The 21087-nt window shown below is 55.5% G+C and carries 22 protein-coding genes and 2 tRNA genes; 19 read left to right on the forward strand and 5 right to left on the reverse strand.

Annotated elements, in window-relative coordinates; translation table 11 throughout:
• Positions 1–71: 71 nt before the first annotated feature.
• Entirely contained in the window at positions 72–608 is a 537-nt protein-coding gene (gene ssb / locus D5085_08430) for a single-stranded DNA-binding protein (protein ID QEP43137.1), read from the reverse strand.
• 164 nt (positions 609–772) lie between these two features.
• Between ssb and D5085_08435 the strand changes: the two genes are divergently transcribed.
• The 3 genes from D5085_08435 to D5085_08445 are packed head-to-tail and all read left to right on the forward strand — an operon-like array spanning position 773 to position 3626.
• Positions 773–1459, forward strand: coding sequence for a ribulose-phosphate 3-epimerase (locus D5085_08435; protein QEP43138.1), 687 nt, complete (start codon positions 773–775; stop codon positions 1457–1459).
• 14 nt (positions 1460–1473) lie between these two features.
• On the forward strand, positions 1474–2148 hold the full coding sequence (locus D5085_08440; protein ID QEP43139.1) for a phosphoglycolate phosphatase: 675 nt from the start codon (positions 1474–1476) through the stop codon (positions 2146–2148).
• 2 nt (positions 2149–2150) lie between these two features.
• Entirely contained in the window at positions 2151–3626 is a 1476-nt protein-coding gene (locus tag D5085_08445; protein ID QEP45106.1) for an anthranilate synthase component I, read from the forward strand.
• A gap of 9 nt (positions 3627–3635) precedes the next feature.
• On the opposite strand, the gene D5085_08450 is transcribed toward D5085_08445, so the two are convergent.
• The 4 genes from D5085_08450 to D5085_08465 all read right to left on the reverse strand — a co-directional run bounded on the left by D5085_08450 (position 3636) and on the right by D5085_08465 (position 8051).
• Entirely contained in the window at positions 3636–5060 is a 1425-nt protein-coding gene (locus D5085_08450; GenBank protein QEP43140.1) for a deoxyribodipyrimidine photo-lyase, read from the reverse strand.
• 12 nt (positions 5061–5072) lie between these two features.
• The gene (locus tag D5085_08455) at positions 5073–6344 is read right to left on the reverse strand and encodes an HlyC/CorC family transporter (GenBank protein ID QEP43141.1); all 1272 of its coding nucleotides are present in this window, start codon (positions 6342–6344) and stop codon (positions 5073–5075) included.
• Positions 6344–7804 (reverse strand): HlyC/CorC family transporter, encoded by a 1461-nt coding sequence (locus D5085_08460; protein ID QEP43142.1) that lies wholly within the window; start codon positions 7802–7804, stop codon positions 6344–6346. Before D5085_08460 ends, D5085_08455 begins: the two co-directional genes overlap by 1 nt.
• 171 nt (positions 7805–7975) lie before the next feature.
• Positions 7976–8051: transfer RNA gene (locus D5085_08465), tRNA-His, on the reverse strand.
• Between the two features lie 146 nt (positions 8052–8197).
• On the opposite strand from D5085_08465, the gene ruvA reads away from it, so the two are divergent.
• The 16 genes from ruvA to D5085_08545 all read left to right on the forward strand — a co-directional run bounded on the left by ruvA (position 8198) and on the right by D5085_08545 (position 21079).
• Positions 8198–8809: a Holliday junction branch migration protein RuvA gene (gene ruvA, locus D5085_08470; GenBank protein ID QEP43143.1), complete on the forward strand. Its 612-nt coding sequence runs from the start codon at positions 8198–8200 to the stop codon at positions 8807–8809.
• Entirely contained in the window at positions 8806–9831 is a 1026-nt protein-coding gene (gene ruvB / locus D5085_08475; GenBank protein QEP43144.1) for a Holliday junction branch migration DNA helicase RuvB, read from the forward strand. The genes ruvA and ruvB overlap by 4 nt, the downstream gene beginning before the upstream one ends.
• Positions 9832–9848: 17 nt before the next feature.
• Positions 9849–10283 carry a tol-pal system-associated acyl-CoA thioesterase gene (gene ybgC / locus D5085_08480; protein QEP43145.1) on the forward strand — a complete coding sequence of 145 codons (435 nt, stop codon included), beginning with the start codon at positions 9849–9851 and terminating at the stop codon, positions 10281–10283.
• On the forward strand, positions 10280–10978 hold the full coding sequence (gene tolQ, locus D5085_08485) for a protein TolQ (protein ID QEP43146.1): 699 nt from the start codon (positions 10280–10282) through the stop codon (positions 10976–10978). The genes ybgC and tolQ overlap by 4 nt, the downstream gene beginning before the upstream one ends.
• The gene (tolR, locus tag D5085_08490; GenBank protein ID QEP43147.1) at positions 10975–11388 is read left to right on the forward strand and encodes a protein TolR; all 414 of its coding nucleotides are present in this window, start codon (positions 10975–10977) and stop codon (positions 11386–11388) included. The genes tolQ and tolR overlap by 4 nt, the downstream gene beginning before the upstream one ends.
• 9 nt (positions 11389–11397) lie before the next feature.
• Complete coding sequence (gene tolA, locus D5085_08495) at positions 11398–12387, forward strand: cell envelope integrity protein TolA (protein QEP43148.1); 990 nt, start codon at positions 11398–11400, stop codon at positions 12385–12387.
• 22 nt (positions 12388–12409) lie between these two features.
• Positions 12410–13729, forward strand: coding sequence for a Tol-Pal system beta propeller repeat protein TolB (gene tolB / locus D5085_08500; protein QEP43149.1), 1320 nt, complete (start codon positions 12410–12412; stop codon positions 13727–13729).
• Between the two features lie 79 nt (positions 13730–13808).
• A complete protein-coding gene (gene pal, locus D5085_08505) occupies positions 13809–14426 on the forward strand; it encodes a peptidoglycan-associated lipoprotein Pal (protein ID QEP43150.1) in 618 nt (205 codons plus the stop codon).
• A gap of 11 nt (positions 14427–14437) precedes the next feature.
• Positions 14438–15190 (forward strand): tetratricopeptide repeat protein, encoded by a 753-nt coding sequence (locus D5085_08510; GenBank protein QEP43151.1) that lies wholly within the window; start codon positions 14438–14440, stop codon positions 15188–15190.
• Between the two features lie 15 nt (positions 15191–15205).
• Positions 15206–15841, forward strand: a complete 636-nt coding sequence (queE, locus tag D5085_08515; GenBank protein QEP43152.1) for a 7-carboxy-7-deazaguanine synthase QueE — start codon at positions 15206–15208, stop codon at positions 15839–15841.
• A gap of 63 nt (positions 15842–15904) precedes the next feature.
• Positions 15905–15980: transfer RNA gene (locus D5085_08520), tRNA-Lys, on the forward strand.
• 303 nt (positions 15981–16283) lie between these two features.
• Positions 16284–18185, forward strand: coding sequence for an ATP-binding cassette domain-containing protein (locus D5085_08525; protein QEP45107.1), 1902 nt, complete (start codon positions 16284–16286; stop codon positions 18183–18185).
• 107 nt (positions 18186–18292) lie between these two features.
• A complete protein-coding gene (locus tag D5085_08530; protein ID QEP43153.1) occupies positions 18293–19378 on the forward strand; it encodes a pilus assembly protein PilM in 1086 nt (361 codons plus the stop codon).
• Positions 19365–19931, forward strand: coding sequence for a pilus assembly protein PilN (locus D5085_08535; protein ID QEP43154.1), 567 nt, complete (start codon positions 19365–19367; stop codon positions 19929–19931). The genes D5085_08530 and D5085_08535 overlap by 14 nt, the downstream gene beginning before the upstream one ends.
• A 15-nt stretch (positions 19932–19946) precedes the next feature.
• On the forward strand, positions 19947–20534 hold the full coding sequence (locus tag D5085_08540; protein ID QEP45108.1) for a pilus assembly protein PilO: 588 nt from the start codon (positions 19947–19949) through the stop codon (positions 20532–20534).
• The gene (locus D5085_08545; GenBank protein ID QEP43155.1) at positions 20534–21079 is read left to right on the forward strand and encodes a pilus assembly protein PilP; all 546 of its coding nucleotides are present in this window, start codon (positions 20534–20536) and stop codon (positions 21077–21079) included. Before D5085_08540 ends, D5085_08545 begins: the two co-directional genes overlap by 1 nt.
• The last annotated feature ends 8 nt before the right edge of the window (positions 21080–21087 follow it).

The following is a 21087-nucleotide window of genomic DNA, read 5'->3' on the forward strand; positions in this document are numbered from 1 at the left end:
TCATGGTGTGTTTCCTGGTGGTTGATAGTTGTGGCATCGGCTTATGGGTGCTTTTATTCCCTAACCTGCCCCTAAAATGGCACATCATCATCAAACATAGGGGGCTCTTGGTTGTGTTGTGGCGGAGCCGATTGTTGTTGAGGCTGTTGAGGCTGTTGAGGCTGTTGAGGCTGTTGAGGTTGTTGAGGCGGCTGTGGTCGCTGTTGGGGTGGCTGATATTGGCCGCTATCCATCGGCGCGGTAGCACCGCTACCCCCGCCTCGTCCCCCTAATAGCTGCATCTGGCCATTGTAGGGATCAACCACGATTTCGGTGGTATAGCGATCTAGACCATTTTGATCCTGCCACTTATTGGTGCGAATTTTGCCTTCAATGTAAACTTGCGAGCCTTTGTTTAGGTACTGAGCGGCTACCTCTGCCATTTTGCCGAAGATGACTACCCGATGCCATTCAGTGCGCTCCTGCTGTTGGCCGCTATTTTTGTCAGTCCAGACTTCATTAGTGGCTAGGTTTAGGGTGGCGATGGCTCGCTGATCTGCGGTATAGCGAATTTCGGGATCTCGCCCTAAAGTACCTAAAATAATTGCCTTATTAACGCCTCTGGCCATAACTCTCTCCTCTGATATATACCGATCTGCTTGTGAATGAGTGTAGCGACTGATTGTAGTTCAAAGCGTCACCGAAAGCGATACCCATGGCCGTGATGGAGCGAATCGGGTAGAATCGCCCCGCGTTTTTGTCAATTTACCCAAAGCAACCGAGGTGATACCCCATGGCTGACTATCTAATTGCCCCCTCTATCCTCTCTGCCGATTTTGCCCGTTTAGGCGAAGAGGTGGTGAATGTCCTCAATTCTGGCGCTGATATTGTCCATTTCGATGTGATGGATAACCACTATGTGCCTAATTTGACCATTGGGCCGCTGATCTGTGAGGCGCTGCGCAAACATGGCGTGACCGCCCCTATTGATGTTCACCTAATGGTTAAGCCGGTTGATAGGATTATTCCCGATTTTGCCAAAGCCGGTGCGAGCTACATTACCTTCCACCCCGAAGCCTCTGAGCATATCGATCGGACTTTGCAACTTATCAATGACGAAGGGTGTAAATCGGGGTTAGTCTTTAATCCGGCAACACCACTCGATTACCTTAACTATGTGATCGATAAGGTCGATATGGTGCTGCTGATGTCGGTTAACCCCGGTTTTGGTGGGCAGTCGTTTATTCCGGCCGCCCTCGATAAGCTGCGCGAAGCGCGGACAATAATCGATGAATCGGGTTACGATATTCGATTAGAGATCGATGGTGGCGTGAAGGCGAGCAATATTGCTGACATTGCCGCCGCCGGTGCCGATACCTTTGTGGCTGGGTCAGCGATTTTTGGAGCCGCCAATAGTCGCGATCCTCACCACTATGACACTATTTTGCAGCAGTTCCGCGACGAACTGGCCAAAGTGTAGTCTGGGCAGCGGTGATGCTGAAACGACCTCAGCTAATTTTGATTGATGTCGATGGCACACTGGTCGATAGCGTGCCAGATCTCGCTTACTGTATCGATACCATGTTAGAGCGGCTCGATAGGGCCCCACAGGGGGAGGCGAAGGTTCGCTGTTGGGTCGGCAATGGGGTCGAGCGACTGGTCTGCCGCGCCCTGACCGGCTCCATGACGGCGGAGCCGGATGAGGCGCTGTTTCAGCGCGGCTACCCCCTCTTTTTGGAGCTCTATGCCGAAAATATCAGTCGCCGTAGCCGACTCTATCCGGGGGTAGAGGAGGGGTTGGTGCAGCTAAAGCAGGCTGGATTTAGGCTCGGCTGTGTGACCAATAAGGCCGAGCAGTTTACCCTGCCACTGCTGCAAAATTTGGCGCTGCGTGACTACTTTGAGATCGTGATGAGTGGCGATAGCTTGCCAAAAAAGAAGCCCGATCCGCTGCCGCTGCTCTATGTGGCCGACTATGTTGGGGTCTCTGCGAGTGAGTCTCTGATGGTGGGCGACTCAATGAGTGATGTTAAAGCGGCCCGAGCGGCCGGTTTTAGCGTTGTCTGTCTGAGCTACGGCTATAACCATGGTGAGGATATTGGTCGCGCCCATCCCGATGCGGTGATCGATAGCCTCACTGATCTGTTACCGATGTTAGAGAGTGCCTGATGATGTTATCCGCAGCAGAGTTTGCCGCTTTAGCTGAGCAGGGGTATAACCGTATCCCACTGACTCGACAAGTACTGGCCGATCTAGATACACCGCTTTCGACCTATCTTAAACTGGCTAAAGGGGAGTATAGCTGTCTATTTGAGTCGGTGCAGGGGGGCGAGAAGTGGGGTCGATTCTCCATTATCGGTCTGCCGGCGAGGGAGCAGATACGGGTCTATGGTCAGCGGGTTGAGCAGTGGTGCGAGGGGCAGCTACGACAGAGCGAAGAGGTAGAGGATCCGTTAGCGTGGATCGAGCACTACCAGCAGCAGTTTCGGGTCGCGAGTGGCGAAGAGGAGCTTCCCCGCTTCCATGGCGGGCTGGTCGGCTACTTTGGCTACGATACGGTGCGCTACATTGAACCTAAGCTGCGCCACTCACCCAATCCAGATCAGCTACAGACGCCCGACATTCTGCTACTGCTCTGCGAGGAGGTGGTGATTTTCGATAACCTAAAAGGGGTGATTGAGATCATCGTGCTAGCCGAGTCTGCACAACCAGAGAGCTATGGCGCTGCGATTCAACGACTACAGCAGTTACAGCAGCAGCTAGAGAGACCGCTACAGCGAGATAGGCCACGGGCTTCAGTCGCGGTTGGGGAGGCCGATTTTATCTCCGGTTTTACCGAAGAGGGCTTTAAGGCCGCCGTGGCGAAGTCGCGCCAATATATTACCGAGGGTGATATTATGCAGGTGGTGCTGTCGCAGCGACTATCGATTCCGTTTCGAGCAAGACCTATCGATCTCTATCGAGCGTTACGCAAACTGAACCCCTCTCCCTATATGTTTTTTCTTGATCTAGGTGACCATCAGGTGGTGGGCTCCTCGCCGGAGATTTTGGTTCGGTTTGAGGAGGGTAGAGTCACCGTCAGACCGATTGCCGGTACCCGTCCTAGGGGGCTAACTGAGGCGGAGGATGCGGCACTGCGTGAAGAGCTGCTCCACGATCCAAAAGAGTTGGCAGAGCACCTGATGCTTATCGATTTAGGTCGTAACGATACCGGTCGTATTGCAACGATAGGTAGTGTGCAGGTGACCGAACAGATGGCGGTAGAGAACTACTCCCATGTGATGCATATCGTCTCTAATGTCGAGGGGGAGCTAAAACCGGGGCTATCGGCGATGGATGTGCTGAGGGCAACCTTTCCGGCGGGGACGGTCAGTGGTGCCCCGAAGATTAGGGCGATGGAGATTATTGATGAGCTAGAGCCGGTCAAACGGGGGATCTATGCCGGAGCGGTCGGTTATTTAGGCTGGAACGGCAATATGGATACCGCGATTGCTATTCGCACTGCGGTGATTAAGGAGAATACGCTCTATATGCAGGCCGGGGCGGGGATTGTCTATGACTCGATACCTCAAAATGAGTGGGATGAGACCATGAATAAGTCGCGGGCTATTTTTCGTGCGGCGGAGTTAGCCTGTAAGGGGTTGTAGTCACTTAAATTATTTAATCTGCTGATAGGCCTCTAGCGCCTGCTGACGCGACTGTTTCAGATCGACAATCGGCAGCGGATAGCTCTCTCCTAGCGTGACGCCGGCCTGTTGCAGCACCGCAGCCGGCGCACTCCACGGTTGGTGGATATAGTTCGGCGGTAGCTGTGCTAGCTCTGGGCAGTAGCGTTTAACATAGTGACCTTGTGGATCGAACTTCTCCCCTTGGGTCACTGGATTAAAGATCCGAAAATAGGGGGCGGCATCGGCACCACAGCCGGCAACCCACTGCCACCCCATGATATTGCTGGCCGGATCGGCATCGACTAGGGTATCGTGAAACCAGCGCTCCCCCTCATGCCAGTGCTGGCGCAGGTTTTTGACCAAAAAGGAGCCGACAACCATGCGCACGCGGTTATGCATCCAGCCGCTCTGCCAGAGCTGGCGCATGCCGGCATCGACTAATGGAATGCCGCTCTGCCCCCTCTGCCATGCGCTTAGCTGTGATCGATCGGCTTGCCACGGAAAAGCGTTAAATTTAGCCTGAAAGTTAGCTACCGTGGTATCAGGGAAGTGGTAGAGCAGCGAGTAGCCAAATTCGCGCCACCCTAACTCTGCCATAAAGGTATCGACCGCTGGCGGGAGTGGCGTCTGATCTGAGAATCGCTGGCGTAGGGTGTGCCAGATGAGGCGCGGCGAAATCTCACCGAAGTGAAGATGGGGCGAGAGGCGGGAGGTCCCCTCTAGATCGGGACGGTTACGCTGATCGTGGTACGCCGCTAGCGACTGCTGGAGAAAATGCTCTAGCTGCTCTAACGCCGTCGCCTCTCCAGCTCGCCACTGTTGGGCGATAGTGTGGTACCAATCGATAGCGGGAAGTAGCTGTAGTTGTGATAGGGGAAGAGTCTCGGTCGGGGTCAGTTGCGAGAGGTTGAGTGTCGGTATCGGCAGCGGTTGCGCCGGTGCGGCTTGAGTTAGACACCCACGGCGGTAGAAGGGGGTAAAGACTCGATAGGGGGTGCCATCCTGTTTCACGACCTGCCAAGGCTCCCACAGCAGGGCGCTGTTAAACGATCTAACCCCCACGCCCTGCGCCTTTAACCGCTCTTTTAGCCGCCTATCGCGTTCGATTTGCCACGGCTGATAGCCGCGATTCCAGACCACTTGACTCACACAGTAGCGCTCTATCAGAGTAGGAATAATCTGCAGCGGATCGCCCTGAAAGAGCTGTAGCCTGCCGCCATAGCGCTGCTGTAGTGCGGCGAGTGAGTGGTGTAGCCACCAGCGACTAGCACTGCCGAGCGCCCAGTGACCACCATGGTGGTTATCGACAATATAGAGGGGGAGTAGCTCCCCTTGCTGCTGCGCGGCGTAGTGGAGCGCTGGGTTATCGTGCAGACGCAGATCGTGTCGGTGCCAGAGGAGGGTGAGAGCCATCGATACGCCTACCTATCCCTGCTGCTCTACCCTAACTTTCTGTACGGTTCGTGCATCGGCCTCTACTACGGTCAGGCGGTAGCCGCTTAGCTCCAGAGTATCGTTAGGGCGGGGGATATGACGCAGTCGGGCAGTGATCAGGCCGCCGATGGTGTGTGCCTCCTCTATTGGAAAAGTGGCATAGAGCATATCGTTAACCTCAGAGATAGGGGTGCGGCCGCTCATTAAGTGAGAGGTTTCGCTCTCATGCTCTATGTAGAGGCGTTGGCGGGGGTGGTAGTCATCAAAGTCGTAACCGACATTAATCTCGCCGACCACCTCTTCGAGTACATCCTCCATGGTTAAAATGCCGACGGCAGAGCCGAATTCATCAACGACGATAGCCATGTGATCTTGTCTGGCTTGTAGCTGCGGCAGCGCATTATCGAGCGTCTGTTTAGGGGAGAGGTAGAGCGCTGGGGTGGTGTAGTCGCTAATGGTGTAGCGCAGCAGATCGGGATCCATTAAATCCCAGCTATCGAGGGTAAATATCCCGAGGACATTGGTTAGGTTGCCGGTATAGACCGGCAGCCGGTTAAAGCCGGTCTCCATCACCTTTTTGCTGGCATCTTTCATCGATTTGCGCTCATTAATGCCGACCACATCGGCCAGTGGAATCATCGCCTCCCCCACGGTGGTATCGGCAAAGCGGATAATGCGTCGAATCCGTTTGCGATCGATATTAGTGTTATCACTACCGGACGATTCGGAGGCGTCGAGCAGTACCCGTAGCTCTTCACGGGTGATAAACATATTTTGTGGCACGGTACCGTTACCGACGAGGCGGGTGATAAAGCGGGCAATGGTGCTAAAGATAAAGATAATCGGATAGAAAAGGAGCGAAAAGATGCGTAGCACGCCAATCAGACGGCCTGCGAGGCTATCGGCTTTCTGCTGAAAGATGCTCTTCGGCACCACTTCGCCTAGTATTAGCAGCAGCGGTGTCATGATAATAATCGACAGGAGATCCCCTGCGCTGCCAAAGAGATCGATAAATAACAGTGCGGTTAAGGTGGAGATGGTAACGGTAGCGATATTGGTGCCAACGAGTGTGGTGCCGAGAATAACATCGGGGGTCTTAAACAGCTTCAGTACTTGGGCGGCTCCTTTGTCTCCCATCTTGGCTTGGTGGCGCAGTTTAAGTTTATCGGCGCTGACAATGGCGATCTCTGAACCGGAAAAGAGCCCCTTTAGCAGCAGAAAGAGCACAATGAGTAGTAGTTCTAAAATGAGGGTTGTCTCCATTACAAACTCTCCTTGTCAGTGGTGGCGGGCTGGGGGGGGCTCGTCTGGTCGTTAGGGGTCGCGGGTGCGGGCAGCAGCGGTAGGGTAACCGGCTCGGTGGCAGCTAGTTCGTCTCTCTCTCTCTCTTCGGGGAGGGGGGGGCGTTCACTTTGATTGGTAATTTTGCGCACCTGAATTTGGCTGATGCGCAGCCCCTTAACCTCGCGGGCGATAAATTCAAACCCTTCATGGATAACGCTGTCGCCAATCTGCGGCAGTCGATCAAATAGCCGAAAAGCGACGCCACCGATGGTCGTCATCACCGGATCGTCAATATGGAAATTGGTTAGGTTGTAAAAGTCGTTCAGGCGCATATCGCCGGGGACGGTATAGCTGTTACCATCCTGTTCATCGTAGTGCTCCTGCCCCTCCATCTTGCCGGAGATCTCCCCAAAGATGAAGGTGAGCACATCTTTCATGGTGACGATGCCAAGCACCTCGCCATATTCGCTCAAAATAACTGCCGCACGGGTGTTGTGAGCTTGAAAGTAGTCAAACATCTCATCGACCTTTTTCGTCGGCGGGACAAAGTGGGCCGGTTTGAGCAGTGACTCTAATGCGACCTCATGCGGATCGATATCGTGGTGAAATAGCCGTAAGACATCTTCAGAGTGGATAAAGCCTATCACATTATCCCAGTGGCCACGATAGACCGGAATGCGGGGGTGGCGCAGATGGCGAAACTTCTCAATTAGCTCCGGTACCGGTAGCTCGGCGTTTAAAAAACGAATGCGGGGGCCGGGGGTCATAATACGGGAGATATCGGTCTCGGCCGCCTCTAGGACATTATCGATGAGGACGCGCTCGGTTGCGTCGATAATACCGCTCTCCTCCCCCTCCTCAATTAGGGTACGAAACTCATCGGCATGGAGAATGTTGTCGCGGTTGACGCTATCGCCAACGACAAAGGTGGTAATTCGATCTGAGACTAGCCGTACCGCCTCTCGTAGCGGGGTGATGAGAATAATCCAGCGCGGCAAAATTTTGGCCGAAATATGGGTGGCAAATTTGACCGGAAAGCTGACCGCGATAGTTTTAGGGGTGACCTCACCAATTAGCAGTAGCAGTGGTACCATGATAAAGATGTTGATCCAGCCAATATCTTGGCTACCGAAGAACAGCAGCAGGATCGCGGCCATATTGACCGCTGAGGCGATATTGACTAACTCGTTGCCGCAGAGGATGGAGATAATGAGCCGTCGTGGCTCATCGAGCATCGCGTGAATGCTCTCTGAGTGGCGATGGCGACTCTGGCGTAGTTTTTGCAGGTCGATGCGGCTGAGTGAGAATAGTGCGGTCTCTGAGCCGGAGAAGATCGCCGATAAGCCTAAGAGCACCACCTGTAGCACGATGCGGATGATAAGTTCAATATCCTCCGCCGGCAGGGTAAGTGACTCATAGAAGGTGGTAAATTGATCCATTGTGACAAATCTCTAAGTCTAAGGTGGCGCGAAGTGGGTGTGTCGGTGCTATTTGGGGCGCTCTACGGCTACCTGTTTTGGGGGAGCTGCTATCGGTAACTTTTGTGGTTGGTGAGCTGCTAATCGCGGTTGCAGGGCTGTTGGCTCTACGCTATTAACTAGCTATCTAATTGGGGCGAGCGACCGGGATCGAACCGGCGACAACAGGAGCCACAATCCTGTGCTCTACCAACTGAGCTACGCCCGCCACTGTTTAGTAACGGGCGCTATTGTGCCCTAACTTGAGTCAAATGGGAAGCGTAAAATCGTTGTGGGCGCTTCAGTCATGCCGCTTCTAGGCTATAATGGCCCCCTATTGAGGTTTGGCGAAGGAGTTTAAGTGAGACGAGCATTATGATTGGACGGCTGCACGGTATCTTGATCGAAAAGCAGCTCCCGCTGCTGCTAGTCGATGTCAACGGTGTCGGCTATGAGGTGGAGGCACCGATGAGTACCTGTTACGCGCTGCCGGAGCAGGGGGAGGCGGTGACGCTGCTAATCCACATGATAGTGCGCGAAGATGCGCAGCTACTCTACGGTTTTGCGACCTCTGAGGAGCGGGCGCTGTTTAAGATGTTGCTCAAAGTGAGTGGCGTGGGGGCGAAGCTGGCGCTGGTGATTCTCTCTGGCATGAGCTGTCACGACTTTGTTAGTGCGATTCAGCAGGGGGATAGTCAGCGTCTAATGCGGCTGCCCGGTGTGGGCAAAAAGAGTGCCGAGCGGCTGGTGGTGGAGATGCGCGATAGGTTGCAGGGGTGGCCGGGGGGCGAGGCTATTGCGGCGGCGACGGTGAGTTCGGATCTGATGCCGGCAGCGACTGATACGACTTCAGAGGCGGTCAGTGCGCTCATCTCGTTAGGTTATAAACCGGCGGAGGCGAGTCGGTTGGTCAGTCGTGTCGGTGACGAAAGGATGGATAGCGAGGCGCTGATTCGGGCGGCGCTGAAGTTGGCGGTGGGGGCATGATAGAGTCGGACAGAATCGAGTCGGATAGACTGGTCTCGCAGTTAGCGCAGGTAGCGGAGAGCTCGCCAGATCGAGCGATTCGCCCGACAAGGCTACAGGAGTATATCGGTCAGCCGGTCATTCGTGAGCAGTTGCAGATATTTATCGATGCGGCTCGAAAACGGCGCGAGGCACTCGACCATCTACTGCTATTTGGCCCCCCGGGGCTTGGCAAGACTACCTTAGCGCAAATTGTAGCGAATGAGCTTCAGGTGAACTGTCGTCAAACATCGGGGCCGGTGCTGGAGCGGGCCGGTGATCTGGTGGCGCTATTGACCAACCTAGAGCCGCACGATGTGCTGTTTATCGACGAGATTCACCGCTTAAGTCCGGTGGTCGAGGAGGTGCTCTATCCGGCGATGGAGGATTACCAGATCGATATCCTCATTGGTGAGGGGCCGGCCGCCCGCTCAATTAAGCTCGACCTCCCCCCCTTTACCCTAGTCGGGGCGACGACTCGTGCCGGAGCGCTCACCTCCCCTTTGCGAGATCGATTTGGGATTGTGCAGCGACTAGAGTTCTACTCCCATAGCGATTTAGCGACGATTGTGGCCCGCTCAGCAACAATTTTAGGGCTAACGCTCGATAATCAGGGGGCGATGGAGATTGCGCGACGCTCCCGAGGCACGCCGAGGATCGCTAACCGACTGTTGCGGCGGGTACGCGACTTTGCTGAGGTGAAGAGTGATGGCGCGATTGGTGTCGAGGTGGCGGGGCGGGCACTCGATATGTTGGATGTCGATGATAACGGTTTCGATATGCTCGATCGTAAACTGCTACTGGCGATTATGGATAAATTTGATGGTGGGCCGGTGGGGGTAGATAATTTAGCTGCAGCCATTGGAGAGGAGCGGGGGACGATAGAGGATGTGCTAGAGCCCTACCTGATTCAGCAGGGGTTTATGATGCGCACCCCGAGGGGGCGAGTGGCCACCCAAAGTGCCTATCGCCACTTTGGGCTAGCACTGCCCGAGAGCAATTAACAGCAGAGGAGGTTTAGATGTCATACCAGTTTAACTGGCCGGTACGGGTCTATTACGAAGATACCGATAATGGGGGCGTGGTCTATTACGCCAACTACCTTAAATTTATGGAGCGCTGTCGCACCGAGTGGCTCCGCTCTATCGGCTATGAGCAGGATCTGCTGCTGGTGGAGGAGAATATTATCTTCGCCGTGCGGCGGGTGGAGCTCGACTACCGTGCTCCAGCGCGATTTAACGATCTGCTACAGGTGAGCGCCTCCATGGTGAAGTTAGGTCGAGCGAGTATCGATTTTTATCAGTCGGTGCGCCGAGGAGAGGAGCTGCTGTGCGAAGGGCAGATAGCTCTCGCCTCACTGCGAGCCGATACGCTGCGGCCACAGAGCCTACCGAAACGGCTCCATAACGCTATGAGCGATCAAAAGCTGTTAGTACACCATGAGTTTGAACGATGAACTCCGAATCGATGTCGGTGATAAGCCTCTTTCTGGAGGCGAGTTTAGTGGTGCAGCTAGTGATGCTGCTGCTGCTAGCGGCCTCACTCCTCTCTTGGGTCTTTATTGTTGAACGCTGGCGTATCTTTACCCAAGCGAGGGGGGCAAACTATCAATTTGAGGAGCGTTTCTGGTCGGGGGTCGATCTGGTAGAGCTCTTTCGTAGCTCCTCCCAGCGGCGGCATGAGCTAATGGGAATGGAGGCGATTTTTGAGGCCGGATTTGCCGAATATGCCAGACTGCGCAAGCAGAACAGCAGCGATGTGGCGATGATTATGGATGGGGCACAGCGTTCGATGCGGGTGGCGTTGAACCGTGAGCTAGATCGTCTGGAGGTGAGACTCCCCTTTCTAGCCACCGTGGGCTCGACCAGCCCCTATATCGGCCTATTTGGCACGGTATGGGGGATTATGAACGCTTTTCGCGCCTTAGGCGTTGCCGATCAGGCCACTTTAGCGATGGTCGCCCCCGGCATTGCTGAGGCGCTGGTGGCGACGGCCATCGGCCTATTTGCCGCCATCCCGGCAGTGATCGCCTATAACCGCTACAGCAGCGAACTAGAGCGACTTGAGAGCCGAATGGAGATCTTTAAAGAGGAGTTTGCGATGCTGTTACAGCGTCAAGCGGCCACTCGCAAGCGGGACGAGATCAAATGAGACAGCGAAAACGGCGCTTAATGGCAGAGATTAATGTCGTGCCCTATATTGATGTCATGCTAGTGCTACTGGTGATTTTTATGGTGACCGCACCACTCATTACCCAAGGGGTGAAGGTGGCGCTGCCACAGACGAGTGCCGATCCGGTCTCTACCGAGGGGCCAGAACCCTTAGTGGTGACGGTCGATAGCCACGGCGAGCTCTATCTCGACAATAGCCGGCAGCCGCAGGGGCTCGATAATCTGCTGCTACAGCTACAGACGGCAAGGGCGGCAGATCCGCTTCGGCCCGTCTATCTGCGCGGTGATGAGGCGGTTCCTTATGGCCGAGTGGTTGAGGTGATGGCGCTGCTACAGCAGGCCGGTATCGTCCAAGTAGGGCTATTGACCCGCACACTCGATAATCGCTAGAGTACCGTTTTGTCACGCCAGAACGCCCTCTCAAATTGGCCGCAGCTCTCGTTAGGGGTGGGGGTCTCACTGCTGCTGCATGGGGCGCTGTTAGCGGCGCTGCTGCTGTTTGGGCGCGAGTTGACCCGTAGCGTAGTACCGCCGTCGCCCCCCCCATCGCAACCCGTTATCGAAGCGATCGCTATCGACGAGAGCCGTCTGGAGCAGCAGCGCCAAGCGAAACTAGAGGCCGAACGCCAAGCCAAAGCCAAAGCCGAGGCCGAGCAGCAAGCGAAACTAGAGGCCGAACGCCAAGCCCAAGCCAAAGCCAAAGCTAAAGCCGAAGCCGAGCAGCAAGCGAAACTAGAGGCCGAACGCCAAGCTAAAGCTAAAGCTAAAGCCGAAGCCGAGCAGCAAGCAAAACTAGAGGCCGAACGCCAAGCTAAAGCTAAAGCTAAAGCCGAGCAGCAAGCAAAACTAGAGGCCGAACGCCAAGCTAAAGCTAAAGCCGAAGCCGAGCAGCAAGCAAAACTAGAGGCCGAGCGCCAAGCTAAAGCTAAAGCCGAGGCCGAGCAGCAAGCAAAACTAGAGGCCGAACGCCAAGCTAAAGCTAAAGCTAAAGCTAAAGCCGAGGCCGAGCAGCAAGCAAAACTAGAGGCCGAGCGCCAGGCGAGGGAGGAGGCGCTGCAAAAGCAGTTACAAGCCGAGTCTGAGAGACTACGCCAGCAGCATCAGCAGCAGCTAGGTCAGGCGCGACAGCGCTATATGGCCGCGCTACAGGCGAAAGTGGAGCGAAACTGGAACCCCCCACTGGGGGCCAAATCGGGTGACCGTTGTCAGGTTTTGGTCGATCAGATCCCCAGTGGCGTGGTGGTTGATGTTAAAGTAGAGAACTGTCGAGGTTCAGACGCTTTTCGCATCTCGGTTGAGCAGGCGGTAAGAAAGGCCTCACCGCTGCCAACACCGACGGAGCGAGAGCTGTTTGAGCGCGAAATTGAGTTTACCTTTTCACCACAATAGAGAACGACTGAAGGGGAGAGTGATGAGTCATCCTATATTTGGCAGACGATTACCGCACTACTGGGGAGTGCTACTACTACTGTTGACGGCCAACCTTGAGGCGAGGTTGCAGATAGAGATTACCGCCGGCGTGGAGAGTGCCGTACCGATTGCGATTGTCCCCTTCGCCGCAACTGAGGCGTTGCCCGAAGATATCGCCGCCATTATTAGCAACGATTTGGCCCGCAGTGGCCAGTTTGCACCACTCGCTGCGGCAAAGCTGCCGGCGAGACCCTCAGAGGGGAGCGACATTGAGTTTGAACAGTGGCGCACACTAGGAGTTGACCATATCGTGGTCGGGCAAGTGAGTCGTGGCGGCGAGGGCTATACCGTCCGTTTTCAACTCTTTGATCTCCATCGTGGGCGCCAGCTAACCGGCTACGCCCTGCCGGTCGGTAGCGCCAGTGGCCTGCGCCAAGCGGCCCATCAGGTGAGCGATCTGGTCTATGAGCAGTTAACCGGCATTAAAGGGGTATTTAACACCCATATCATCTATGTCACCAGCCACGATGGCGCTAAGGGGCGGGTATTTGAGCTTAAGCTGGCCGACTCAGACGGCTTTAACGAGAAGACGATTCTCACCTCCTCGCAACCACTGCTCTCCCCCGCTTGGTCACCCGATGGAAAGCAGATCGCCTATGTCTCGTTTGAGGGTAAGCGCTCTGAAGTCTATCTGCAAGATGTAGCGCGGGGCAGCCGAGAGAAGATTGCCGCCTTTGAGGGGCTCAATAGCGCCCCGACCTTCTCCCCCGATGGGCGCAAATTAGCCCTCACCCTCTCAAAAGATGGTAACGCCGAGATCTATCTGCTCGATATCGCCACAAAACAGCTACAGCGCCTGACCCGTAGCTATGCTATCGATACCGAGCCGGCCTTCTCACCCGATGGCCGCACCCTAGTCTTTACCTCTGATCGAGGGGGGCAGCCGCAGATCTACCGCCTGCGTCTCGATGGCAGTTATCGGGTGATGGGGCGGCCGGAGCGGCTCACCTTCGAGGGGAGTTATAACGCCAGCGCCGTCTTTGCCCCCGATGGCAAGCAGTTGGCACTGGTGCACCGCTATCGAGAGAGTTTTCGAATTGCGCTGCTCGATATCGAGAGTTACGCACTGCGAATTTTGACCGACAGCAGCCTAGATGAGTCGCCAGCCTTTGCCGCGAACGGGACGATGATTATCTACGCAACCGAGGAGGGGGGGCGTGGCGTGCTACAGGTGGTGGCGGTCGATGGGGGGGCGCGGCAGCGACTCGGGTTAGCGCAGGGCGATGTGCGCGAACCGGCGTGGTCACCCTATCTCTATTGAAAACGACGCTGATTTGATATAGTTGAATCAGCGTATGTTATTGCGATAAACCTTTACATAAACTTGGGGAGATGTGTCAATGAATCAATTGTTATTGTGGGGCTCGACTCTAGCTGCCGCCGTGTGGCTAGTCGGCTGTAGTTCGACTCAGGAGCGCCCAGAGGATAGGGTCGATGCCGAAATTGCGGCAGCCGAGCAGCAGCAGGGTGTGGTGGTGGCGTCCGGCGTGGTGACCGACGAGAGGAGGGCGAGCGGCGCAATTATCCACGAGAGCGAGAGCGCTGGTGCCAGTGGTGCGGTGATAACCAGCCCCTTTGTTGGCCGCCCGATAGCGGAGATTTTAAACGATCCCGATAGCGGCGTGGCGCAGCAGGTGTTCTACTTTGAGTATGACAGCAGTTCATTAGATGAGGCCTCCCGTACCAAACTACTACAGCACGCTCAGCTAATGCGCGAGCGCTTGGAGCTGACGGTGGTGCTAGAGGGGCACGCCGATGAGCGAGGCAGTCGTGAGTATAATTTGGCCCTAGGGGAGCGACGCGCCCAGGCTGTGGCGCGCATATTCGCTTTAGAGGGGATCGCCCAGAGCCGGATTCGTAGCGTCAGCTTCGGCGAGGAGCGACCAGTCGCCCTAGGTCATGAGGAGTCGAGCTGGCGCCTTAACCGACGGGTTGAACTACTCTATGGTGGCTTTTAGGTAAACTGAGGATGAGATTGATGGGAATTACACTCTTCTTGTTGACACTTTTTGTACCGGGGCTGATTCAGGCAGCTACCTTTGAACAGCGGCTACAGCGGATGGAGCAGATTCTGGAGAATCGTACTCTGCTACAGATGCTAGATCGCATAGAGGCGCTACAGCGCGAAAATAGCGAGCTACGCGCCATGCTAGAGGAGCAGGCGTGGAAGCTAGAGCAGTTAAACCGGCGACAGCAGGAGCTCTATCTCGATCTTGACCAGCGGCTACAGCAGATGGAGCGCGGCATGAGCGTGACCGGTACGGCTATCGGGGAGGAGAGGCGCTCGACATCGGGGCTGACCAGTCCGGCTAGCAGCGCCGCCACGACCGTGGCTATCGCCCCCTCCCCCGAAGAGCAGCAGGCCTATCAGGCCGCCTTTACCCTAATGAGCGAGTTAAACTATCCTAAAGCAAGAGAGGCATTTAGCACCTTTATTCGTGACTATCCCCAGTCGCAAGATCGCCATATTGCCCGCTACTGGTTAGCTGAAGCGAGCTACATGCTAAAAGATTACCAACGCGCTCTGGAGGCGTATGAGCAGCTACTACAGGAGGCACCGAATGGCGGCAGAGCCGCCGATGCGATGTTAAAGCAGGTTTACTGCTATCGTGAACTAAAACAGCCGCAACAGGCTGAGGCGATAGCGCGACAGCTACAGCAGCGCTTTGGCGAGACGCCTGAGGCGGCGGTCGCCACCGAGCTCTACCCTACTAACCCCTAACCCCTACTAACGAGTATGCTGCGGCTGACCGAACTCTTTGTCTCGCTGCAAGGGGAGGGGAATGGGGCGGGTTGGCCGACAGTCTTCGTCCGCCTTACCGGCTGCCCGCTGCGCTGCCACTACTGCGATAGCAGTTACGCTTTTAGTGGTGGCCAGGGGGTGACGGTAGCGGAAGTGGTCGAGCGGGTGTCTTGTACCGAGGTGACTCGGGTCTGCGTCACCGGTGGCGAGCCGCTAAGCCAAAAGGAGACGCCGCAACTCTTGACCGCTCTGCTCGATAGGGGGTTACAGGTCTCGCTAGAGACGAGCGGTGCCCTCTCTATCGCGGGACTGGATCGGCGTCTTGAGATCGTCATGGATGTCAAAACGCCCGGCTCAGGGGAGGTTGAGCGCACTCTTGAACGCAATCTTGCCCTGTTGCAGGGGGGGGATCAGCTTAAATTTGTTCTTTGTGGTCGTCGTGACTATCTGTGGGCGAAGGCGTGGCTAGCAGAGCACGATCTCCTACCGCAGTTAACGGTGCTCTTCTCACCGGTCTGGGGCGAACTCTCCCCGTCAGAGCTAGCGGAGTGGATTTTGGCCGATAACTTATCGGTGAAGCTACAGCTACAGCTACACAAACTGCTGTGGGGAGAGGTACCGGGGCGGTGAGGATAATTTTTGGTTTTTTGACTTGCCATTTTAAGCAAAACTGGTATCATACGCGGCTCATTCGGGTCGTTAGCTCAGTCGGTAGAGCAGTTGACTTTTAATCAATTGGTCGGGCGTTCGAATCGCCCACGACCCACCAATTTTCTCTCCAATGGTCTAACCAACCATCGAATTGCCATATTGGGGCTGTGGCAGGATGCTGCTGCTGACTTTACAAGAGCGGGAGTCATACCTTGGCCGAAAAAAAGTGTAATATCTGTCGTCTCAAAAGTGCCTGCAAGCACTTCTCCAACCCCTTTTGTCCGCTACTGTTCTATGTCATGTTGGTTGTGGTACTCACCGTTCCGGCCTACCTGCTATGGAAGGGTAGTTCGCTGCTAAACATTTAGCACATCCCTTTAAACTCTCCCTATTCGGCGTCGGAGTCGATACAATGGCGACCATGACACTGGTGACTCTTAAAAACATTTCGCTCCACTTCGGTCTGCAGCCGCTGCTTGATGGCGTTGAGCTACAGATAGAGCGGGGGGAGCGGATCGCTCTTATCGGGCGTAATGGCTGTGGTAAATCGACACTGCTGAAGCTAATTGGCGGTAGCGTGCAGGCCGATAGTGGCCAGCTACAGCGGCGTGATCCGCTCACGATCGCCTCTTTGCAACAGGAGGCGCTTAGCGACTATCAGGGGAGCGTCTTTGATGTCGTGGCGGGCGGGTTAGGAGAGATGGCGCAGCTACTACAGCGCTACCACCACCTAACCGCTGAATTGACTACCGCTACTAGCGCCGATAGCAGAGTCTTGCAGCAGCTAGAACAGGTGCAGCAGCAGCTAGAGGCGCAAAAGGGGTGGCAGTTCAACCAGCGGGTAGAGCGGGTCGTCTCCAAACTCTCACTGCTGGCCGATGACGACTTTGCGACCCTCTCCGGTGGTATGCGCCGACGGGTACTGTTAGCGCGGGCGCTGGTTCGAGAACCCGACCTACTACTGCTCGATGAGCCGACCAACCACCTCGACATCGACTCGATTGAGTGGCTAGAGCAGTTTCTGTTGAACTGGGAGGGGGCGCTACTGTTTGTGACCCATGATCGCGCCTTTTTGCAACGCCTAGCGACTCGAATCGTGGCGCTTGATCGGGGTCGGCTCGACTCCTTCCCTGGCGACTACGATAACTACCTGCGGCGGCGGGAGGAGAGGCTCCACGCTGAATCGCTGGCAAACAGTCGCTTTGATAAGCGGCTAGCCGAGGAGGAGATCTGGATCCGCACCGGCATTAAAGCGCGGCGAACCCGCAACGAAGGTCGGGTACGGGCACTGCAGGCGATGCGACAGGCGTTGACTGAGCGGCGGCAGCAGCAAGGGGCGATGGCGGCTGTGGCCACGGGGGGCGAGAGCTCTGGCCGCCTAGTGGCCGAAGCGACAGCGCTCTCACTCACCCTAGGGGGGCAACCGATTGTCGCCGATTTTAGCTATCGACTGATGCGAGGGGATCGCGTCGGACTGGTCGGGCCGAACGGCATCGGCAAAACGACCCTCATTCGGCTGCTATTAGGCGAGCTTGAGGCTGATCGTGGCAGCGTGAGGCAGGGGAGTCGGTTGGAGATCGCCTATTTTGATCAACATCGACAGCAGATAGATCCCGACGCGACGGTACTCGATGTCGTGGCCGAGGGGCGCAGCGAGATCGAGATTGGCGGCAGGCGTCAGCATATCATCGGCTATCTGGGCAACTTCCTCTTTTCGCCGGAGCGAGCCCGCTCTCCTGTGTCGGTGCTCTCCGGCGGTGAGCGCAATCGGCTACTGTTAGCGAAGCTGCTAGCTAAACCCTCTAACCTACTGGTACTCGATGAGCCGACTAACGATCTCGATATGGAGACGCTAGAGGTATTAGAGGAGCTACTCCTCAACTACACGGGTACTATTTTACTGGTGAGCCATGACCGCGCCTTTTTAGAGCAGGTGGTCACTTCGCTGCTCATCTTTGAGGGGGAGGGGAGTATTAGCGAACACATCGGCGGCTACGAGAGCTGGCAGCAGCGGCAGCGGGCTCCTGCCCCCACCTCGAAAAGCTCGCCGACAAAAGCCCCGCCCCGTCGGAGCCGCTTAGAGTCGCAACCACGCAAACCGAGTTATAAAGAGCGCCGCTCGCTAGAGCAGCTCCCTAACCAAATTGAGGCGCTAGAGCAGCAGCAGCAGCAGCTACAACAGCAGCTCGCCTCGCCAGAGCTCTATCGCCAAAATGGGCAAAAGATCGCAGAATATCAGCAAAAACTGGCTATAATTGAGTCGGAATTGGCGCAGCTATATGGCGAGTGGGAGCGACTAGAGCAGCTCTGTCATGACGATTAAACGGCTGACGCCTAAAAAAACTTGGGTGGGGGTGTTGCTATTCGCTGATGGCTGTTATTTAATGCGTTTTTGAGATAACTGATGTAACTACTGGCGATAAAATAAAAATGTCTTTTTTATCAAAGCTGCTACAACGAAAGAATCCACCGATGGTCGGGCTCGATATCAGTTCGACCGCTGTTAAGCTGTTGGAGTTGAGCTTTAATGGGCGTCAGTACCGGGTGGAGAGCTATGCGGTCGAGCCGCTGCCGGCTAATGCGGTGGTCGAAAAGAGTATTAGCGACCCTGAAGGGGTGGGGCAGGCGATTAAGCGGGCGGTTAAGCGCTCGAATACCAAGGCTAAATTTGCGGCAGCGGCGGTGGCTGGCTCAGCGGTGATTACCAAGACCATTACTATGCCGGCCGATATCGATGAAGACGAGATGGAGGGGCAGATTGCGGTCGAGGCGGATCAATATATCCCCTATCCGCTCGATGAGGTTAATATCGACTTCGAGGTGCTAGGGGTGAATCCCGATAACAGCGAGCGGGTCGATGTGCTGCTGGCCGCCTCTAAGAGTGAAAATGTCGAGCTACGCGTCGAGGCGCTGGAGATTGGTGGGTTAGCGGCTCGCATTATTGATGTCGAGGCTTATGCGATCGAAAACGCCTTTTCGCTGCTAAGAGAGCAGATGCCCGATCACGGTCTTGATAAGACGATTGCCATTGTCGATGTCGGCGCTACCATGACCACCTTAAGCGTGCTGCACAACCTAAAAACTGTCTATTCGCGTGAACAGGCGTTTGGGGGTAAGCAGCTAACTGAGGGGATTCAGCGCCGTTATGGCCTCTCTTACGAAGAGGCAGGACAGGCGAAGCGGCAGGGGGGGCTACCCGATGATTATGAACTGGAGCTGTTAGAGCCGTTTAAAAACTCGATGGCGCAGCAGGTCGGGCGGGCGCTACAGGTCTTCTACTCCTCCGGTAGCCACGACCATATCGACCACTTAGTGTTAGCCGGTGGCAGCTCCTCTATTGCCGGCGTTGCTAAAATGGTGCAGGAGCGGGAGGGGGTGCCGACCACTATCGCTAACCCCTTCTCTAATATGAGTATTGCGCCGACGATTAAGGCTCAGGTATTAAGTAACGATGCGCCGGCACTCATGATCGCCTGTGGTCTGGCTTTGAGGGGATTTGAGCATGGCGCGTATTAATCTACTCCCCTGGCGGGAGAGGCTGCGACAGCAGCGCAAAAAAGAGTTCTACACCGTTGTGGCGGTGGCGATGGCGTTAATGGCGGGGGTTGTCTTCGGTGCCCATCTGGTGGTACAGAGCCATATCGACTTTCAGCTCCAGAAGAATAGTCGGCTGCAGCAGGAGATCGCCATCTTTGACGGCATGATTACCAAAATTAATGAGCTGCAGAAGGCGAAAGAGAACCTTATTCAGCAGATGGATATTATCGAATCGTTGCAGATACACCGACCGGAGGTGGTTCATCTATTCGACGAGCTGGTGGTGAGTATCCCCGAGGGGCTCTATCTGACCAGTCTGAAGCAGGGGGCGGGCACCCTAACCCTAGAGGGGATTGCGCAGTCTAATGCGCGGGTATCGGCCTTTATGCGCTCGCTCGATAGCTCCGAGTGGTTCGCTGATCCTAACTTACAGGTCATTCGGGCCAATACCCGTGGCGTGGATCGCACCCGCCAGTTTGTGATTGTGGTCAAACAGACCTCGCCGCTACTACAGAGTGAAGAGGCTTCGTAGCGTATGGCTATCGAAATCGATCTTAACCAGTTTAAAAATCTCGATCCGGAGAATATCGGTAACTGGCCGCTGCTAGTGCGGGCGGTGATTGTGATCGGCTGCTGTATTGGGGTGCTATTTGCGGGTTACTACTTCCATATCAGCACCTTGCAACAGCAGCTCGTTCGTGCCGAGCAGGAGGAGGTCAAAAAGCGGCAGGAGTTTGAGAATAAGCAGCGCTTAGCCGCCAATCTCGCCGCTTATGAGCAGCAGATGCGCGAAATGGAGGAGACCTTCGATACCATGCGCCGCCAGCTACCGCGCCAGACCGAGGTGGCCGATCTTCTGGTCGATATCACCCAGACCGGTCTCTCTAGTGGGCTTGAGTTTGAGCTATTTGAGCCTCGTAGCGAGGTGCCAAAGGGGTTCTATGCTGAGCTGCCGATTAATATCAATATCAGCGGTCAGTACCACAACTTTGGTGAGTTTGTCAGCGGGGTGGCGGCGTTGCCGCGGATTGTGACGCTGCACAATCTCTCTATTAGCCAAGTGGGGAGTGGGGGTGAGTTGAGCTTTAGTGCGGTGGCCAAAACCTATCGCTACTTTGAGACGGAGGAGAAGTGATGCGGTCGCTGCGGCTTCTGTTTGTATCGTCGCTGTTAGCGCTGTCCGTTGGCTGCTCCGAGGAGAATATCGCCCCGCTACAGGCCTATATTGCTGAGGTTAAAACTCGTCCAGCGCAGGGGATCGAGCCGATTAAGGAGTTTAAGAACTACCAATCCTACGCCTATAGCGTTGCCCACCTTCGGAGTCCGTTTGTCTCTGATATGCAGCCGTTAGAGAGTGAGTTGCCGCAGCAGCAGAGTGCGAACGATGAGCCGATCTATGGTGGGCCGAAACCCGACTTTAATCGTAGAAAAGAGGCGTTAGAGGGCTTTCCGCTCGATACACTGCGTTATGTCGGTAGTTTAGAGCAGGGGGAGCAGCTATGGGCGATTATTGTGTCGCCGGATGAGTTGGTTCATCGGGTACAGCAGGGGAACTATTTAGGGCAGAACTACGGCAAAATAGTCGCTATTACTGAGACTGATCTTGCGGTAAGTGAGCTGATTCCCGATGGCAATGGTGGCTGGATTGAGCGTCAGGCCGGATTGAGTCTGGCCGAATAGGGCAAAAG

The sequence above is a fragment of the Ectothiorhodospiraceae bacterium BW-2 genome, assembly GCA_008375315.1.
GTDB lineage: Bacteria > Pseudomonadota > Gammaproteobacteria > Thiohalomonadales > Thiohalomonadaceae > BW-2.

Bases quoted from the DNA above. Each gene is read 5' to 3' on its own strand.
- ssb (QEP43137.1), bottom strand. From the start codon at position 608: ATGGCCAGAGGCGTTAATAAGGCAATTATTTTAGGTACTTTAGGGCGA.
- D5085_08435 (QEP43138.1), top strand. From the start codon at position 773: ATGGCTGACTATCTAATTGCCCCCTCTATCCTCTCTGCCGATTTTGCC.
- D5085_08440 (QEP43139.1), top strand. From the start codon at position 1,474: ATGCTGAAACGACCTCAGCTAATTTTGATTGATGTCGATGGCACACTG.
- D5085_08445 (QEP45106.1), top strand. From the start codon at position 2,151: ATGTTATCCGCAGCAGAGTTTGCCGCTTTAGCTGAGCAGGGGTATAAC.
- D5085_08450 (QEP43140.1), bottom strand. From the start codon at position 5,060: ATGGCTCTCACCCTCCTCTGGCACCGACACGATCTGCGTCTGCACGAT.
- D5085_08455 (QEP43141.1), bottom strand. From the start codon at position 6,344: ATGGAGACAACCCTCATTTTAGAACTACTACTCATTGTGCTCTTTCTG.
- D5085_08460 (QEP43142.1), bottom strand. From the start codon at position 7,804: ATGGATCAATTTACCACCTTCTATGAGTCACTTACCCTGCCGGCGGAG.
- ruvA (QEP43143.1), top strand. From the start codon at position 8,198: ATGATTGGACGGCTGCACGGTATCTTGATCGAAAAGCAGCTCCCGCTG.
- ruvB (QEP43144.1), top strand. From the start codon at position 8,806: ATGATAGAGTCGGACAGAATCGAGTCGGATAGACTGGTCTCGCAGTTA.
- ybgC (QEP43145.1), top strand. From the start codon at position 9,849: ATGTCATACCAGTTTAACTGGCCGGTACGGGTCTATTACGAAGATACC.
- tolQ (QEP43146.1), top strand. From the start codon at position 10,280: ATGAACTCCGAATCGATGTCGGTGATAAGCCTCTTTCTGGAGGCGAGT.
- tolR (QEP43147.1), top strand. From the start codon at position 10,975: ATGAGACAGCGAAAACGGCGCTTAATGGCAGAGATTAATGTCGTGCCC.
- tolB (QEP43149.1), top strand. From the start codon at position 12,410: ATGAGTCATCCTATATTTGGCAGACGATTACCGCACTACTGGGGAGTG.
- pal (QEP43150.1), top strand. From the start codon at position 13,809: ATGAATCAATTGTTATTGTGGGGCTCGACTCTAGCTGCCGCCGTGTGG.
- D5085_08510 (QEP43151.1), top strand. From the start codon at position 14,438: ATGAGATTGATGGGAATTACACTCTTCTTGTTGACACTTTTTGTACCG.
- queE (QEP43152.1), top strand. From the start codon at position 15,206: ATGCTGCGGCTGACCGAACTCTTTGTCTCGCTGCAAGGGGAGGGGAAT.
- D5085_08525 (QEP45107.1), top strand. From the start codon at position 16,284: ATGACACTGGTGACTCTTAAAAACATTTCGCTCCACTTCGGTCTGCAG.
- D5085_08530 (QEP43153.1), top strand. From the start codon at position 18,293: ATGTCTTTTTTATCAAAGCTGCTACAACGAAAGAATCCACCGATGGTC.
- D5085_08535 (QEP43154.1), top strand. From the start codon at position 19,365: ATGGCGCGTATTAATCTACTCCCCTGGCGGGAGAGGCTGCGACAGCAG.
- D5085_08545 (QEP43155.1), top strand. From the start codon at position 20,534: ATGCGGTCGCTGCGGCTTCTGTTTGTATCGTCGCTGTTAGCGCTGTCC.